We start from the raw sequence: 14,887 nt of genomic DNA on the forward strand, positions 1-14,887 counted from the left end.
CCGACCACCACCGCACTATCCCGAGCCGCGCGGCGGTAGCCGCCGGGTGATCCGGTCGAACAGGTCCGTCAGCGGCTCGCTGACGTCCCGACCGAACTCGGACAGCCCGTAGGTGACCTGGGGCGGCGTCGTCGGCTCCACCTTCCGCCAGACCAGGCCGTCCTGGACCAGCGCGCGCAGGGTCTGGGCGAGCATCTTCTCGCTGATGCCCCGGATGCTGTCGCGCAGCTCGTAGAACCGAAGGTCGTTGCTCCGCAAGGAGATCAGCACCCAGATGCCCCACCTGCTGGTGACGTGGTCGACCACGTCGCGCGCGGGGCAGGCGGTGTGAAACACCTCATACCGGCTACCCGTCTCGGCCTGCGCGGGCTGCGCACCTTCCGTCATGTCCGGAGCTTACCTCCGGGTATGTCCTTACGAAACGCAAGCCCGGCTCCTAGTGTCAACGACCGCAGCGCACAACCGACTTGGAGCTGAACATGATCGTGGTGACCGGGGCTACCGGGAACGTGGGCCGACCTCTGACGCAGGCCCTGGCCGAGGCCGGCCGGCAGGTGACGGCAGTGTCGCGGCACGCTGCGGCGATGCCGGACGGAGTCCGGCACGTGGCCGCCGACCTGGCCGAACCGACAAGCCTCACACCTGCGTTGGACGGGGCGGAGGCCTTGTTCCTCCTGCTGTCCGGCGATCTGCACGCCCTCGGAGCCAGGCCCGCCGACCTCATCGGCCTGGCCGCGGCCAGTGGGGTCCGCCGGGTCGTCCTGCTGTCCTCGCAGGGCGTGGCGACCCGGCCGCTCGGCCGGTCGCGGGTCGCGATGCGCGCGGTCGAGGACGCGTTGCGGGGGTCCGGCCTGGACTGGACCGTCCTGCGACCGGGCGGCTTCGCCTCCAACGCCCTGGCCTGGGCGGAGTCCGTCCGCACGCGAGGGACGGTCGCCGCGCCCTTCGGCGACGTGGGGGTGCCGGTCATCGACCCGGCGGACATCGGCGAGGTCGCGGCGGCCTGCCTGCTGGACGACCGGCACAGCGGCGGGGTGTACGAGTTGACCGGGCCGGAGGCGGTCACGCCGCGTCAGCAGGCGGAGGCGATCGCCGCCGCGCTCGGTTCGCCCGTACGGTTCCACGAGCTCACCCGCGACGAGGCCAAGGCCGAGATGACCCGATTCGTACCGGTGGAACTCGCCGACGACACCCTGGACATCATCTCCGCCCCGAACCCGGCCGAACTGCGGATCAGCCCGGACGCGGAACGGGTCCTCGGTCGTGCGCCCCGCCCCTTCGACGACTGGGTCACCCGCAACATCGCGGCCTTCCGCTGAGGCACGACTCGACTGAGGCACCCCGGGAGCCCGACTGTCCGGTGTCGGACGGAAGCCACACGCGGGGGACGGCCCGTCAGAGCCGTGAACGCGGAGATGCCGGCGGTCAGGCGTTCCTTGCCGAGGCGCTCGTGGGACTCGAAGGCCTCGGCGAGGGCCCAGCGGTCGTCCGGCGGCTTCCGGACCGAGAGCGGTGCGCCCTTGACCGCGCCGGGCGGGCCGACGCGGTCGCCCCGCCCGGCGGGGTGCCGGCGCTCGTGCGTCGGCACCCCCGGGGAACGGGCGTCAGCTCCGGCGGCGCTGGGCGAGCCGGACGTCGACCACCCGGCCGGCTATCCGGCGAACGACGGATCGGTGCCGGTCAGTTCGCGGCTGGCCGCCCACAGCCGGGCGGCGGTGGCGGTGTCCTTGAGGTGGTCCCACAGGGGTTCGGTTCGCGGGGTGCCGCGCAGTCCGAACGCGCGGGGGCTCCACATCTGGCCGCCGCGAACGCCCGGGTCGAGCACGGCCCGGACGGCGGGCCACGCGGCGGCGTCCTTGCCCTGCACGACGAGGCCGAGCGGCAGGTGGCGCAGCCGTGCGCCGGTGGTGCGGACGTGGACGCGCGGGCGCGAGGGGGTGAGGGCGTCGAGTGCGCCGCCGGGGTGGACGAGGACGCTCAGCGTGGTGCTGCGGGCGGCGCGCAGGCGGCGGTCGAGTTCGAGAGCGAAGAGCATCTGGGCGAGCTTGGAGCGTGCGTAGGCGCGCTTGGGCCGGTAGTCGCGGGTGCTCTGGAGGTCGTCGAGATCCAGGTGCTCGGACTTGGCGGCGAAGCTGCCAGTGGTGACGACCCGGCTTCCGGGGGTGGCCGCGAGCAGGGGTGCCAGGTGGTGGGTCAGGGCGAAGTGGCCGAGGTGGTTGGTGGCGAGCATCAGCTCGTGCCCGTCGGCGGTCCCGCGGCGCGGTGGGTGGTCGAGCGCCACGCCGGCGTTGTGGACGACGGCGTCGAGCCGGTCCGGCCCGAGCGCGTCCACGGACGCGCGGAGCGAGGCGAGGTCGGCCAGGTCCAGGGGCAGGTGCCGCACATCGGCGCCGGGGACGCGCGAGCCGATGGAGGCGATCGCCGCCCGCGCCTTCGCCGGGTCGCGGCTGCCCAGCACGACCGTGGCCCCGGTGGCGGCGAGCTGCTCGGCGACGAAGTACCCGATGCCCGCGTTGCCGCCGGTGACCAGGAAGCGCCGCCCCTCGGCGCGGGGCAGCCGGTGGACGTTCCACGGCGGGGTCTCGGATACGGAGGGCATGGCGGGCTCCCGGTGGTTCGGCATCGTTCGGTTCAGCGTGGTTCAGCGTGGTTCAGCGTGGTTCAGCGCGGTGCGGCCGGTGCGGTTGGTGCGGCGCGGTGCGGCCGGCGCGGTTCGCGCGGTCCGTACGCTCGCAGGCTCCGCTCACAGGTCACCGGCAGTCGGCTGTTCCCCTGCTGACAGCCGGTCGGTCCGGTACTCGGGTTTCGGCGGCCCGCAGCGCCGATGCCGTCACTCCGGGGCAGCGGAGTGGGGGAGAGGGGGGAACAAGGCCGGGACGAACCCCTGGAACACGATCCGGCAGAATCACAGCCGTGATCGAGAACCGGAACACCGGCACGGCAGCCACCGAGTCCAGGCCCCCACTGACGGCCGGCCTCACTGGCTCCGAACTGCTGCGCTGGTACTGGACACTGGACGAGCTGACGGCTCTCGCCCGATCGATGGGCGTCGCGCGGCACGGCGGCAAGGCAGCGCTCACCGCCCGGCTCGCCGCGGCGCTGGACGGTACGCCGCCACCGGCCGCCCCGGCCCGCCGTTCCCCGGCGACCGCGCAGTTGGCCGCGCCCGTCGACGGCGACACGGTGATCCCGCCGGGCCAGCGGTGCAGCCAGGTCCTCCGGAGGTACTTCGTCGAGACGATCGGCCCCGGCTTCCACTTCGACGCCTTCATGCGCGACTTCATCGCCCGGAGCGCCGGCCGGACCCTGGCCGATGCCGTCGCCCACTGGCACGCCACCCGCCCGGAGACGGTCCGGCCCCGCGAGATCGGGGAGCAGTTCGAGTTCAACCGCTTCACCAGCGCCTGGCACCGTGCGAACCCGGCCGGCACCCGAGCCCAGGCCCGCGACGCCTGGTACGCCCACCGCGCCCTCCCCAAGCACCCCGCCGGCGGCTGACACCGGTCGAGCGCCGGCGACTCGAGTTCCGCATCCGCACCGGCGGGGAACGGGCCGGTCGGGTGTGGATCCGACCGGCCCGCAGCGCCGCCGCACCGGGATCGCGTCCGTGACCTGGTGAGGAGGGGGCTGCCGCGCACAGGTGGGCGAGCGGCCCTCGATCAAGACGCCGAGGCGCGCCGACGGCGGCCGGAGCGGGGGTGTCAGGAGGCTTCGGCGCCGAGGAGACCGTGATCACGCTCGATCCGGCCGTGCTGGACGTACCGCTTCCCCAGGCCAACGAGCACACGGCGGCCCTCGTACTGGACCAGTGCCGGGAACTGCTGGCCCGGCGGCGGGCCCGGACGGGGCTGGCAGGGCAGGTCCGGGACGTTCTGGTCTCCCGGCTGGTCGACCCGCCTGACGCCGACGAGGTCGCCCGGCTCCTCCACGTCGGCAGCCGTACGCTGCGCCACCGGCTCGCCGCCGAGGGCACCTCCTACCGGGCCCTGCTCGCGGAGGTCCGCGAGCACCTCGCGGAGGAACTGCTGATCACCGCCGGCATGCCCGTCGAGCAGATCGCGCGCAGGCTCGGCTACGCCGAGGTGTCCAGCTTCTCCCAGGCGTTCCGGCAGTGGAAGGGCGTCGGCCCGCGCGAGTACCGCAAGCGGTACCCCGCGCTGAGTCGGTAGCCCTCGCCGACGTCGGCATCCCGGTACTGGTGCGTCTCCATGTCCCCGGGCGTGCCCGGCTTACGGGCGGACGTTGCCGTCGGCCGTGCCGCCGTCGGCTGCCAGGCCGGACAGCGCGGGAACCCGCGCGACCCTGGTCGCCACGACGACCGCCTCCCTGCTCGCCTGGGGCACCGTCCACGCAGCCGCCCCGGACGCCGACCTCCGGCCCGGTGCGCACGGACCCGTGGCAGCCTTCGGGCTCGAAACGCTCAGGCGCGGCACCGCAGGGGCCGGCATCCGCGAGGTCGGGGAGGGGCTGGGCGGATAGTCGGAGAGGGAGGGCGGTCCCTCGAACCCGTACCGGCGTGCCCGACGCGACACCGCCCGCTCCTGGTGGGCCCGGCACGCCCACACGGAGCGCGCCGTCCCGCACATCGAACCCGCCCCTGACGGCGACGCGACCGTGATGCGGGACGGCGGTGCGCGCGGGGGCGAGAGGCTGCTCCACGGACAAGTGCCCCGTCACCCGGACGAGTGGTGCGTGGGCATCCTTGCCCAGGATTCGCCTGAGCTGTTGGGAGAGTGGGGGCGTCGGTCGGCGAAGGCCCCTCAAGGCCGGCCGCAGCGCCGGCCGCCGACGAAACGCACTCAGCCGTTCGTTCGTGCGGCGTGCCCATCAGAGCGAGGAGTTGTCCGAGCATGTCCAAAGTCACGACGTCGGGAACCTGGACCGCCATCAACCCGACCCCGCCCAACGTCTCGGGCCTCGACACCGGCCACGTCACCTGGGGCACACCCGTCGAGGGCGGCAAGAGCGGTTACTCGTTCTCCGGCGGCACGGTCGAGATGAAGGCCGACGGTTCGGAGGCGACCCTGGGCACCTTCACCCACCGGAACTTCCCCATCCTGGGCGGCGGCGTCGACCAGTTCGACGTCGATCTCGTGGTGCGCATCCGGTTCGAGGAGGACGACAAGGACCGCGAGTTCAGCTTCAGGTTCCACCACTTCGAGACGCCCAACGACGGCCCCACGCCCGACGACGAGGTCGATCTGCCCACGCGGGTGTCCCCGGAGAGCGTGACCATCGACGGCGAGGAGTACGCCGCCGTGATCACCGGCTTCAAGCGGAGCGGCGAGATCGTCAACAAGTTCCTCAGCCCCGAGAACGGCTCCAACAGCGCCGACATCGTCGCCGTGCTCTCCCGCGTAGGCGTCCCGGAGGTGGTCATCACCGACGTCTGCCAGAAGGGCAAGGTCAAGTACACCCAGGCCGACGAGTACGTCGAGATCGTCAACCAGGGCACGGCGCACGCGGACATCTCCGGCTGGAACCTCCACGCGGACGACCCCGGCCAGAACTTCACCTTCCCGCCCGGCACCACGCTCAAGGCCGGCCAACGGATCCGGATCTACACCAACGAAGTCCACGCCGAGTGGGGCGGCTACTCCTTCGGCAGCGGACGCGCCATCTGGGCCGACAAGGGGGACACCGCGCACCTCTTCGACGCCGATGGCGAAGCCGTCTACTACTACAGCTACGGCACCGAGGCGGACTGAACTGCCGGCCCCGGCCGGGCCGGGGCCGGCCAACGGCGGGGCCCGGACGCCTCGGCCGGTCCGCGCTGGGGGAGAGGCGCGATGAGGCACCAACCGAAGCGCTGGTGCCCGCTTCTCCGCCACCCGAGGTGACGCCACCGCCCTGGCGCCACCTCGGGGCGTCGCGTTCAGATCACGAGGTGGTCCTTGAATTCCCCGTCGGTGCAGAACAGTTGGCGGGTGCGGAGGTCGGCGGCCACCCAGCCGCCGCCCTCCTCGCACTGCTCGACGGTGACGGCGGGCGTGAGGTGCCGGGCCTGTCCGGTGGCGGAGGCCGGACCGGTACCCAGGGAGAGGACGGCGGCGGCCAGGACGGTGAAGGCGGCGATGCGCCTGGTGTTGGTCATGTCCGGCCAACGAACCCCACCTTGCCCGGTCACCCTCGTTCACCTGTTCACCGGCAGCCACTGCGGGCAGCGCCGCGAGGTACGGGCTGTCCAGGGCCGCCATCAGCGGACCTTCGCCGTGGTCGTCCGACACGGAGCTGAAGATGGCGCCCCGGCCGTCGGCAGGTAGCGCGATTCAGGTCGGCCGCAGGACGGGCGGTCGGCGGCTGGTCGTCGGAGCGGGCTTGGCGGCGTCGCACGCCGTGCTGACGCCTTCTTGACGGGGCCGACACCGGACACACGGCCGCGCCGCGTGGCTGCCTGCCGGGGCCGCTGGGCCGACGGGGCGAATCCGCGCCGGCGGTTGCCGGGAGCGCGGCGGCTGGTCGCATAGCCTTGCGGCCTGCGCCGCGGTGGCGCCGGCCGAGGACGCGGACAGGGGCACAGGGTGAGTTCGTCGGGTGCCGCCGCGTCGACGCGGCGGACGAGGTTTCGGGCATGGCAGCCGGAGGGCGTGTCCGTGGTCGCTCCGGTCACCCGCGCGGGGCTGTGTGAGGCCGAGCCGGATCGCTCCTGGCGCCCGCGCGTCCGCGTCGGGTAGGGCGGGGCGTGGAACCGGAGGCGGAGAGAGGCGGTGGGGCGGCGGCAGTGGCCGGGAAACTGCGGGTGTTCCTGGGCGCGGCGCCGGGGGTGGGGAAGACGTACGCCATGCTCCGGGAAGGGCGCCGGCTGCGCGACGAGGGGCTGGACGTGGTGGTCGGTCTGGTCGAGACGTACGGTCGGCGCGGGACCGAGGAGCAGTTGGGGGACCTGCCGGTGCTGCCCCGCAAGCCGGTCCCGTACCGCGGGGTGGAGCTGACGGAGCTGGACGTGGACGCGCTGTTGGCGCGCCGCCCGGCGCTCGCGCTGGTGGACGAGCTCGCGCACACCGACGCGCCCGGCGGGCGGCACGGGAAGCGCTGGCAGGACGTGCGGGAGCTGCTGGACGCGGGGATCGACGTGGCGACCACGCTCAACATCCAGCACCTGGAGAGCCTCAACGACGTCGTCGAGCAGATCACCGGCGTCGCCCAGCGGGAGACGATCCCGGACGAGGTGGTGCGCGCGGCCGACCGGATCGAGCTGGTCGATCTGAGCCCGCAGGCGCTGCGGGCGCGGATGGCGCACGGGGAGGTCTATCCGCCGGACCGGATCGACGTGGCGTTGGACCACTACTTCCGGGCCGGCAACCTCGGCGCGCTGCGGGAGCTGGCGCTGCTCTGGCTCGCCGACCGGGTGGAGGAGGAGCTGGCCGACTACCGGGCCCGACACGGCATCCGGGCGCCGTGGGAGACCAAGGAGCGGATCCTTGTCGCCCTGAACGGTGCCGCGCAGGGCGAGCACCTGATCCGTCGGGGAGCCCGTACGGCGACCCGGGTGCACGGGGACCTGCTCGGCGTGCACGTCCGGCTGGACGACGGCACGGCCGAGCACGAGCCGCCGGGGCTGGCGGCGCAGCGGGACCTGCTCCGGGAGCTGCGCGGCGGCTACGTCGAGGTGAGCGGCGGCGACGTGGCCCGGGCGCTGGTGGACTTCGCCCGCTCGGAGAGCGCCACGCAGATCCTGCTGGGGCCGACCAGCCGCAGCAGGTTGCGCGAGCTGCTCTCCGGTTCGGTGATCAACCGGGTGATCCGGCTGGCCGGTCCGATCGACGTGCACGTGCTGCCGCCGCCGGAGCCGGGGCTGCTGACCGTGCCGCCCTCGCCGCGGCGCCGGCGCCCGGCGCTGCTCCCGGTCCGGCGGCGCCGCCTGGCGTGGCTGCTGGGGCCGGTGGGGGCGGTCGCGCTGACGTGGGCGTTGTCCCCGTCGCGGCACTCGCTCGGGCTGTCCGGGGTGCTGCTGTGCCTGTTGTTGGTGGTGGCCGGAACCGCCCGGCTGGGCGGGCTGCTGCCGGCGGCGGGCAGCACGGCCGCCGGGGCGCTGGCGGCGGACTGGTTCTTCACCGCGCCGCGGCACAGCCTGACGGTGGAACGGGGCGCGGACGCCGCGGCGCTGCTGGTGTTCCTCGCGGTGGCCGGAGTGATCTCGCACCTGATCGACGGTCTGACGCGCCGTTCGCAGCAGGCGGACCGGGCACGGGCGGAGGCAGCGGTGCTCGGTCGGCTGGCGGGGGAGACGGTGGAGTCCGGGCCGCGGGTGCTGTCCGATCTGGTGGCGGAGCTGCGGCAGGTGTTCGGTCTGGACGGTGCCGCCGTGCTGCTGCGTACGGGGGATGCGCTCTGGCAACCGGCGGCCTCGGCCGGGGTGGAGGCGCCGTCGGAGCCCGACGAGGCGTCGTTCTCCGTCGGCTTGGGCGACGGCGCGGTGCTCGCGCTGCGCGGCGCACCGCTCACCGAGGAGGACACCCGGCTGCTCGGGCCGTACGTCACGCAGTTGAGGCTGGCCCGGGAACGGGAACGGCTGGCCGCGCAGGCGGCGGCGGCGGAGGTGCTCGCGCACACCGACGCGATGCACACCGCGCTGCTGGAGGCCCTCGGGAAGGACCTGCGGGCGCCGCTGGCGACGGTGCGTCGGGAGGCCGGGCGGCTGCCGGAGCAAGCCGGGGAGCGGATCGGTGCCGAGGTGGAACGGATGGAGCGGCTGGTCGCCAACCTGCTGGACCTGAGCCGGCTGCGAGCCGGGGTGATGCCCGTGGTGCTGAGGCCGACGGTGCTGGCCGAGGTGGTGCGGGCCGCCGCCGACGGGCTGCCCGGCGTCCGCGTCGACCTCGGAGCGGCTCTGCCGCGGGTGCTCGCGGACCCGGGGTTGCTGGAGCGGGCGATCGCGGACGTCCTGGTCTCCGGTGGGACGGCGGTGGCCGTGGTGGACGCCGGCGTGGTGGCCGGGCGAGTGGACGTCCGGGTGACCGTCCACGGCCGCGAGGCCGGTGCCGCGGAGCCCACGGGTCCGGCGGTGGTGCGGGGCTTCGTGGAGGCGATGAACGGTGAGCTGGCCGTCGAAGAGGCGGCCGGTGGTGGTACCGCGTACGTGATCAGCCTGGCCCGCGCGGTGGCGTGATGCCTGTCGAGCACCGGTGTCAGCGGGAGAGGGCCGGGCCCACCCGATACGTCAGCTTCGGTGGGTCCGGAGCCGCTGCGTCGTCGAGGAGTCGTCGGCAGGGCGTCGTCGGCGGGGCGTCAGGAGACCGTCAGGGGTTCGTCAGGGAGGGTGGAGCAGCTTGCTCCGGGCCTCGGGGAGGGCTTTGATGGGGGGCATGCACCGCTCGACACGTCACCACGACCGCCCGCCGCATAGTCGGCCGCGGATCGTCGCTGTCGCGGTCGCCATCGTCGTCCGGTAGGCCGAGCCCCTTCCCGCTCTCCGCCGGCCGCGCGCACGGGCCGGGTGCCGTTCGTCGTGCCCGTGCGGGTCACCGCCGTCCGTTCCCCTGCTCCGGAGGGCTCCGAGGGCAGGGGAACGGACGGCGGTCCATCGCATCAACCCCCTTTTCGCACCGGCGGCCCCGGAGGCGTACGGCTCCGTGCCGTACCTCCTCCGCACCCCGCCGGTGCCCTTCCACCCTTGGATGGGTCATGTCCGACGCTGTTCTGTCCGCCCGCATCGCCCTCGTCACCGGCGCCTCGTCCGGCATCGGCTGGGAGACCGCCCGACTGCTCGCCGGCCACGGCGCGACCGTGCTCGTGCACGCGCGCACCACCGGTGAGGCCGAGGCGGCCGTCGCCCGGCTGGTCGACGCGGGTGTTCGGCGGGACCAACTCGTCGAGCTGGCCGCCGACTTCACGCACCTCGCGGAGGTCGCGGTGCTGGCCGGCACGGTCGTCAAGCACTACTCGGCGCTGGACCTGCTGGTGAACAACGCCGCCGCGGTGGCCCCCGAGCGCTGCACCCTCACCGAGGACGGCAACGAGGTCTCGCTCCAGGTCAACTTCCTGGCCGCGCACCTGCTGGCGAAGCTGCTGCGCGCACCGCTCTCGGCGGCCGGCGACGCCCGGATCGTCAACGTCTCCTCCTCGCTGCACCGCACCGCCTCGATGAACTGGTCGGACCCGCACCGGACGAAGAAGTACTCGCGGGTCGCCGCGTACGCGCAGTCGCAGCTCGCGCTCACCATGGCGACCGCCGAGATGGCCCCGGCCGGCTCCGGCATCACCGCCGTCAGCCTCAACCCGGGCCAGTGCGCCACCGCGCTGCTGCCGCTCTACGGGCGCGCCGGCGCGCCGGCCGCGGAGGGGGCGGCGGCCGTCGTGCGGCTCTGCCTGCCGGAGACGGTCGTGGCCAACGGCGCCTACTACGACGGCGGTTCGGTCGCGCAGACGGCGGCGGCCGCCCAGGAGGAGCGCTCGCTGAAGCGGCTGGCCAAGCTCGCCGACCAGCTGGTCGCCCAGGCCGCCTGACCCGTACGACCCGAGAGAGCGGAGGAACCGCGTTGTCCAAGCGTGCCCGCAAGAAGAAGGCCCGCCGGAAGAAGAAGGCGAACCACGGCCGCAAGGCCGGGCAGTAGCCGGACGGACCCACCCGGTGCCGCGTGCCACCGGCACCGGGTGCACCACCCCGCCCGCCGAGGCCCTCGTCGGGCGGTGCGGCCGGACCGATCCCGCGCCAATGCCCCGTCAAGACGGGCCTCGGAGGCGTCAAGGGTGCGTCAGGGCGGGCGGCGGAGCGCCGGAGCGCACCTAGCGTCATCTGCGAGGAAACGATTCGCCGCCCGGGCATGGGCCCAACGGCGGACCGTTTGCCGAATCCCGACCCCCGGCCGGTTCGTCCGGGGAAGGTTCGGCGGCCAGTGAAAACAGGGGGAGGGGGCGCGCGGCGATGCCAACGGGTACGTCGGGCAGTACGGCGGTCGTGGGGAACACGGTCACACCGGAGACGGTGCGCCAGGAAGCCGCCCTGCCACCATCCGCGCCGCGCGCCTCCCGCCACCGGTTCGACCGCTCCTGGTTCAGCCGGGCCTGGTGGAACACCCCGCGTCTGGTGCGCGGGCTGACCGGACTCTGTCCGGTCGTGCTGCCGGCCGCCGGCACGGTGACCGGTACACGCCCTGGGCGGGGCCCGGAACGGCACGGACGTGATCGGTCACGAGGCCGCCCCACAGGTGGTGCAACCGACCTCCTGCGCCAGCGGCTGCTGCCCGCCGTCGACGGCGTGACCCAGGCCGATGCCTCCGTGGTGGAGCGCGGCCACGCCGACCAGCGCCACGCCCTGGCCGACGACCGGTGGGGGATCCTGGCCGGCGGTCTGCTCGCCCTGACCGTGCCGGGCGTGCGGCCGCGCCCGCGCGAATTCGCCTGACTTCCCGACCCGGGAAGCAGGGGTGAGCGACCACCCGCCTCGACCGCACCCCGAAGCCCCTGTCGTCCACACGGACCCCTGATGGCCTAGGCGAGGTCGGTGCTGTGGGGCGCCCCGGTCGAGAATCGGTTCACCGGATGGGTGGCCGATCGGTTGCGGAGGGTACTCGACATGGCTGACCTCGCCTTCATCGGCGTGACGATCCTCGCGTTCGCGCTGCTGGCGCTGGTGGCGAAGGGGGTCGAGCGGCTGTGACGGCCGACAACGTCCTCGGGTTGGCCGTCGCCGGGGTGATCGTCGTCTACCTGGTCCTGGCGCTGGTCTTCCCCGAGCGGTTCTGACGTGGATCCCGCGCTCGCGGGTCTCCTCCAGGCCCTGGCCCTGGTGGCGGCGCTCGCGCTGTCCCACCGCCCGCTCGGCGACTACCTGGCGCACCTGCTGACGAGCCGGCGGCACCTACGGGTCGAGCGCGGCGCCTACCGGCTGATCGGGGTCGACGCGGACGCCGAGCAGACCTGGACGGCGTACCTGCGCGGCGTGCTCGCCTTCTCGGCGGTCTCGCTGCTGTTCCTCTACGCCTTCCAGCGCGTGCAGAACCACCTGTGGCTCTCGCTCGGCTTTCCGGCGGTGCCCGCGGCGACGGCGTGGAACACCGCGGTCTCCTTCGTCACCAACACCAACTGGCAGTCGTACGCGGGCGAGTCGACGATGGGTCACCTGGTGCAGATGGCCGGCCTGGCGGTGCAGAACTTCCTGTCCGCGGCGGTGGGCATCGCCGTGGCAGCCGCGCTGATCCGCGGCTTCGGGCGCAGCCGGACGGACCGGGTGGGCAACTTCTGGGTGGACGTGACCCGGGTGACGCTGCGGCTGCTGCTACCGGTCTCGGTGGTGTTCGCCGTGGTCTTCGTGGCCTGCGGGATGGTCGAGAACCTGCACGCGGCCGACGAGGTCACCACGCTGGGCGGCGGCACCCAGGCCATCCCGGGCGGGCCGGTGGCCACCCAGGAGGTGATCAAGGAGCTGGGCACCAACGGCGGCGGCTTCTTCAACGCCAACTCGGCGCACCCGTTCGAGAACCCCGACCCGCTGACCAACTGGCTGGAGCTCTACCTGCTGCTGGTGATCGCCTTCTCGCTGCCCCGTACCTTCGGGACGATGGTCGGCGACCGGCGTCAGGGCCACGCCATCGTCGCGGTGATGGTGCTCTTCTGGACCGCGTCCGCGGCGCTGCTGGCGCTCTTCGAGTGGCAGCACCACGGCAGCGCACTGCGGGCGGCCGGGGCTGCGATGGAGGGCAAGGAGGTCCGCTTCGGGATCTCCGCCTCCACCCTCTTCGGGGCGTCCACCACCCTGACCTCGACCGGGGCGGTGAACTCCGTCCACGACTCCTACTCGCCGCTCGGCGGAGGCGTGCTGCTCTTCGACATGATGCTGGGCGAGATCGCCCCCGGCGGCACCGGATCGGGCCTCTACGGCATGCTGGTCCTCGCCGTGGTCGCCGTGTTCGTGGCCGGTCTGATGGTCGGCCGCACCCCCGAGTACCTGGGCAAGAAGCTCGGCGGCCGGGAGATGAAGTTCGCCTCCCTGTACATCCTCACCACCCCGGCGATCGTGCTCGTCGGTACGGGGACGGCGATGACGTTCACGGCGGAGCGGGCCGCGATGCTCAACAGCGGCCCGCACGGCTTCTCCGAGGTGCTGTACGCCTTCACCTCGGCGGCCAACAACAACGGCTCCGCCTTCGCCGGCCTGACCGCCACCAGTACCTGGTGGAACACCGCGCTCGGCCTCGCCATGCTGTTCGGCCGCCTGCTGCCGATGGTCTTCGTGCTGGCCCTGGCCGGATCGCTGGCGGCGCAGAGCCCGGTGCCCGCGACCGCCGGGACGCTGCCCACGCACCGGCCGCTGTTCGTCGGGATGCTCTCCGGCGTCGTGCTGATCGTCGTCGGGCTCACCTACTTCCCGGCGCTGGCGCTCGGTCCGCTGGCGGAAGGACTGCACCGGTGACGGCGCCGGCGCCCGTACAGCAGGCCCACCGCGTCGCCGGCGGGCTGATGGAGCCCGGGCAGCTGCTCCGCGCCCTGCCCGACGCCCTGCGCAAGCTCGACCCACGCGTCCTGGCCCGCAACCCGGTCATGTTCGTGGTCGAGGTCGGATCGCTGCTGACCACCTACTCGGCGATCCGTCACCCCGGCGTGTTCGCCTGGCTGATCACCGTCTGGCTCTGGCTCACAGTACTGTTCGCCAACCTGGCCGAGGCCGTGGCCGAGGGCCGGGGCAAGGCCCAGGCGGACACCCTGCGCCGGGCCAGGACCGAGGCCGTCGCCCGGCGGATCACCAGGCCGTGGCGTCCAGGCCTGACGGACGTCGCGGAGGAGACCGTACCGGCGGCCGAGCTGAGGCTCGGCGACCACGTGGTCGTCGAAGCCGGGGAGCAGATCCCCGGCGACGGGGACGTGGTCGAAGGCGCCGCCACGGTGGACGAGTCCGCCATCACGGGCGAGTCGGCACCGGTGATCCGCGAGTCCGGCGGGGACCGCTCCGCCGTCACCGGCGGCACCAAGGTGCTGTCCGACCGGATCGTCGTCAGGATCACCTCCAAGCCCGGCGAGACCTTCATCGACCGGATGATCGCCCTGGTCGAGGGCGCCGCCCGGCAGAAGACGCCGAACGAGATCGCGCTCGACATCCTGCTGGCCTCGCTGACCATCGTCTTCCTGCTGGCCGTCGTCACGCTCCAGCCGATGGCCGCCTACGCGGGAGCCGAGCAGGGCATCGTGGTGCTGGTGGCCCTGCTGGTGGCGCTGATCCCCACCACGATCGGCGCGCTGCTCTCCGCGATCGGCATCGCCGGCATGGACCGTCTGGTGCAGCGCAACGTGCTGGCGATGTCCGGGCGCGCGGTGGAGGCGGCGGGCGACGTGTCGACGCTGCTGCTGGACAAGACCGGAACGATCACCTTCGGCAACCGGCAGGCGGCCGGGTTCACCCCGGTCGGAGGCGTGGGCATCGGTCGCCTGGCCGACGCCGCGCAGCTCTCCAGCCTCGCCGACGAGACACCGGAGGGCCGCTCCGTCGTCGTCCTCGCCAAGGAGAAGTACGGCCTGCGGGCGCGGACCCAGCGCGAGATCGGGCAGGCCGAGTGGATCGAGTTCTCCGCGCAGACCCGGATGAGCGGTGCCGACCTCCACGAGGACGGCGGCGTGCGGCGGATCCGCAAGGGCGCGGCCGGTGCCGTTGTCCGATGGGTGGTCGAGAACGGCGGCGCGGAGGGCGGTGAACTCGGCCCGCTGGTCGAGGGGATCTCCGCCTCGGGCGGCACCCCGCTGGTGGTCGCGGAGCAGCACGGTGCCGGGCCGGCTGGTGTCCTGGGGGTGATCCACCTCAAGGACGTGGTCAAGCACGGCATCCGGGAGCGGTTCGAGGATCTCCGGGCGATGGGAATCAGGACCGTCATGATCACGGGCGACAACCCGCTGACCGCCAAGGCGATCGCGGAGGAGGCCGGCGTGGACGACTTCCTCGCCGAGGCCACGCCCGAGG

The 14,887-nt window shown here is 73.4% G+C and carries 14 protein-coding genes; 11 read left to right on the forward strand and 3 right to left on the reverse strand.

Annotated features, from left to right (window positions below):
• Positions 1-15: 15 nt before the first annotated feature.
• Entirely contained in the window at positions 16-387 is a 372-nt protein-coding gene (locus ACGF0D_RS36060) for a winged helix-turn-helix transcriptional regulator (RefSeq protein WP_392923602.1), read from the reverse strand.
• A 92-nt stretch (positions 388-479) separates the two neighbouring features.
• Here ACGF0D_RS36060 and ACGF0D_RS36065 point away from each other — a divergent pair, with 92 nt between their 5' ends.
• Positions 480-1,319 (forward strand): SDR family oxidoreductase, encoded by an 840-nt coding sequence (locus ACGF0D_RS36065; protein WP_392923604.1) that lies wholly within the window; start codon positions 480-482, stop codon positions 1,317-1,319.
• A gap of 332 nt (positions 1,320-1,651) precedes the next feature.
• Here ACGF0D_RS36065 and ACGF0D_RS36070 read toward each other — a convergent pair whose 3' ends face one another.
• The gene (locus tag ACGF0D_RS36070; RefSeq protein WP_392923606.1) at positions 1,652-2,599 is read right to left on the reverse strand and encodes an SDR family NAD(P)-dependent oxidoreductase; all 948 of its coding nucleotides are present in this window, start codon (positions 2,597-2,599) and stop codon (positions 1,652-1,654) included.
• Positions 2,600-2,913: 314 nt separating this feature from the next.
• Here ACGF0D_RS36070 and ACGF0D_RS36075 point away from each other — a divergent pair, with 314 nt between their 5' ends.
• From ACGF0D_RS36075 to ACGF0D_RS36085, 3 genes are all read left to right on the forward strand, one after another.
• Positions 2,914-3,498, forward strand: coding sequence for a DUF6434 domain-containing protein (locus tag ACGF0D_RS36075; RefSeq protein ID WP_392923609.1), 585 nt, complete (start codon positions 2,914-2,916; stop codon positions 3,496-3,498).
• A 200-nt stretch (positions 3,499-3,698) separates the two neighbouring features.
• The gene (locus tag ACGF0D_RS36080) at positions 3,699-4,169 is read left to right on the forward strand and encodes a helix-turn-helix transcriptional regulator (protein ID WP_392923611.1); all 471 of its coding nucleotides are present in this window, start codon (positions 3,699-3,701) and stop codon (positions 4,167-4,169) included.
• Between the two features lie 681 nt (positions 4,170-4,850).
• Positions 4,851-5,708: a choice-of-anchor K domain-containing protein gene (locus ACGF0D_RS36085; protein ID WP_392923613.1), complete on the forward strand. Its 858-nt coding sequence runs from the start codon at positions 4,851-4,853 to the stop codon at positions 5,706-5,708.
• A 167-nt stretch (positions 5,709-5,875) separates the two neighbouring features.
• Here ACGF0D_RS36085 and ACGF0D_RS36090 read toward each other — a convergent pair whose 3' ends face one another.
• Complete coding sequence (locus tag ACGF0D_RS36090) at positions 5,876-6,094, reverse strand: hypothetical protein (protein ID WP_392883981.1); 219 nt, start codon at positions 6,092-6,094, stop codon at positions 5,876-5,878.
• Positions 6,095-6,721: 627 nt separating this feature from the next.
• On the opposite strand from ACGF0D_RS36090, the gene ACGF0D_RS36095 reads away from it, so the two are divergent.
• From ACGF0D_RS36095 to kdpB, 7 genes are all read left to right on the forward strand, one after another.
• Entirely contained in the window at positions 6,722-9,109 is a 2,388-nt protein-coding gene (locus ACGF0D_RS36095; protein WP_392923615.1) for a DUF4118 domain-containing protein, read from the forward strand.
• Between the two features lie 515 nt (positions 9,110-9,624).
• Positions 9,625-10,446, forward strand: coding sequence for an SDR family NAD(P)-dependent oxidoreductase (locus ACGF0D_RS36100; protein ID WP_392923617.1), 822 nt, complete (start codon positions 9,625-9,627; stop codon positions 10,444-10,446).
• Positions 10,447-10,897: 451 nt separating this feature from the next.
• Entirely contained in the window at positions 10,898-11,344 is a 447-nt protein-coding gene (locus ACGF0D_RS36105; protein ID WP_392923620.1) for a hypothetical protein, read from the forward strand.
• Positions 11,345-11,443: 99 nt separating this feature from the next.
• Positions 11,444-11,599 (forward strand): hypothetical protein, encoded by a 156-nt coding sequence (locus ACGF0D_RS36110; protein ID WP_392883976.1) that lies wholly within the window; start codon positions 11,444-11,446, stop codon positions 11,597-11,599.
• Positions 11,596-11,685: a potassium-transporting ATPase subunit F gene (locus ACGF0D_RS36115; protein ID WP_392883974.1), complete on the forward strand. Its 90-nt coding sequence runs from the start codon at positions 11,596-11,598 to the stop codon at positions 11,683-11,685. The genes ACGF0D_RS36110 and ACGF0D_RS36115 overlap by 4 nt, the downstream gene beginning before the upstream one ends.
• 1 nt (position 11,686) lies before the next feature.
• The gene (kdpA, locus tag ACGF0D_RS36120) at positions 11,687-13,351 is read left to right on the forward strand and encodes a potassium-transporting ATPase subunit KdpA (RefSeq protein WP_392923622.1); all 1,665 of its coding nucleotides are present in this window, start codon (positions 11,687-11,689) and stop codon (positions 13,349-13,351) included.
• 47 nt (positions 13,352-13,398) lie between these two features.
• On the forward strand, positions 13,399-14,887 hold a 1,489-nt coding region (kdpB, locus tag ACGF0D_RS36125; RefSeq protein ID WP_392923628.1), incomplete at its 3' end, for a potassium-transporting ATPase subunit KdpB.

This window comes from Kitasatospora sp. NPDC048298 (assembly GCF_043201465.1).
Lineage (GTDB): Bacteria > Actinomycetota > Actinomycetes > Streptomycetales > Streptomycetaceae > Kitasatospora.